We start from the raw sequence: 1691 nt of genomic DNA, 5'->3' as shown, positions 1-1691 counted from the left end.
TGTTGCGAACAATTCAGTTCGCCAGCGAGCACCGTCATGCCGCTGGCTGGTGCTAACAAGGTGGTCAACGGGACGCCAACTGCGCTGCGCTCCGTTGGCGCCCATTACCACTGGCGTTATATGTATTCGGGAAAAGTCTAATTGATCGAGTTCTTACAACAATATGCCTCGGAATTCATTGCAGGGTTGGCGGCCATATTGGCAGCAGTGGCCAACTGGAGAGCTGTTCGCGCAGAAAAAATGGTAAGAACAATTCAGAAAGCGGAGAGGCGTACCGATATATTGGTGGAAATTGAACAACAAAATGCTGCCGTCGGGAAGCTAGCACTGGTTACTGCTCAAAAAGTGATGTTGCTTCAACAGTTCCCCGAGCTTCTGCCCTTTACTGATGACGAGATTAAACGCTTGCGCAGTAACCTCAATGTTCTCAGTGATTTAAAAAATCAAGAAGACGAGCAGCGCAAAGTTGCCGAAGCAGCAGGAAGTGGAAGTGATGTTACGTTGCACCATCACGCATTAGCAGATGTTCGCAGACTCCGTGTCCGGTTGGAGGCTGACTTAGAAAAAGAGACGGCTCATTACAGCCAGTTACTTGAGGCGTCCCGTGGTCAAAACATATAACCAGTCAATTAAGTTCGTTCCGGCCTTCGGCCTCCACCGGACGCCCCTGTCGGGCCGCCGCTTATTTTTGGCGTTATGCGGGCGTTCCCATTGAGAATCCATATGGCATTCAGTGAGTTCGAAGCAAAGAAAATCGAGCGGGCCGCTTCTGAATTTCTGGAAGACCGGAGGCCGCCAGTCGAGATCCGGCCCAAGTTAGATCTAGAAGTTCGAGTTTCTGGCCAAAGCGTGCAGATTGTCGAGATTCGCCCACATTTCCGCGAGCCGACCACAATCATTGAGTCGCCGGTAGCAAAAGCTACCTACGTCAAAAAATCTCAACGCTGGAAAATCTACTGGATGCGTAGCGATTTAAAGTGGCACTCCTACATGCCAGAACCTGAGTCACGCTCCATTGAGGAATTTTTTGCTATCGTAAATGCCGACGAGAATGGCTGTTTCTTCGGGTAGCACATAACCAGTCATTCAAGTTCGTTCCCGGCCTGGCGGCCGTCCACCGGACGTCCCTGTCGGGCCGCCGCTTAATTCAGCGTTAGCTGGTAGTGCTTTGTCCTTTTTTGGTGGCTCGGTGCCAGTGGCCTTGGCCGAAAGTGGGTAGCGCATCCGAATGTTTTGGTGGCTTTGCCAAGGCCCGCACATTCGGCGGGTCGTTGGCAGCTCAATCGCTCTCTGGTGTTGGTTTGAAAATCGTTATTGGCCTTGCGGGGCTGTCCGCCGATAATTCATATTAGATCTGCTAATCTGAAGTTCAGGTTCATTCACCGCATCGTTGGCGGTAGTTTTATAGCGGTGCATCGGCGGGTGTTGGTGCAAGGGCAGTGGAGCAGGCCGTCGCGTTGGTTGCCAGGGAATGGTCTTCACAGTTACCCCCAGCTAACCAGTCGCTCAAGTGCGTTCCCGGCCCGAGGGCCGTCCACCGGATGCCCTTGTCAGGGCACCGCTTAGCTTCGCGTTAATTGCCAAGGAGAGGTATGGCTATAACCTTCAAGGTGAATCATTCCATTACCACTGACCAGTTCATCGGTTTGTTGGAGAGTTCTACCCTCGGGGAGCGTCGGCCAACCCATGAC

Annotated in this window: 2 protein-coding genes; both read left to right on the top strand. The window is 52.5% G+C overall.

Features of this window, described 5'->3' with window-relative positions; genetic code table 11:
- Positions 1-141: 141 nt before the first annotated feature.
- Positions 142-621, top strand: coding sequence for a hypothetical protein (locus FE848_RS18525; protein ID WP_200205389.1), 480 nt, complete (start codon positions 142-144; stop codon positions 619-621).
- Between the two features lie 102 nt (positions 622-723).
- On the top strand, positions 724-1071 hold the full coding sequence (locus FE848_RS18520; RefSeq protein WP_200205388.1) for a DUF3024 domain-containing protein: 348 nt from the start codon (positions 724-726) through the stop codon (positions 1069-1071).
- The last annotated feature ends 620 nt before the right edge of the window (positions 1072-1691 follow it).

Origin of the sequence: Marinobacter sp. 1-3A (assembly GCF_016597775.1) — a bacterium.
GTDB classification, from domain to species: domain Bacteria; phylum Pseudomonadota; class Gammaproteobacteria; order Pseudomonadales; family Oleiphilaceae; genus Marinobacter; species Marinobacter xiaoshiensis.
This window is presented reverse-complemented; position numbering and strand designations above follow the sequence as displayed.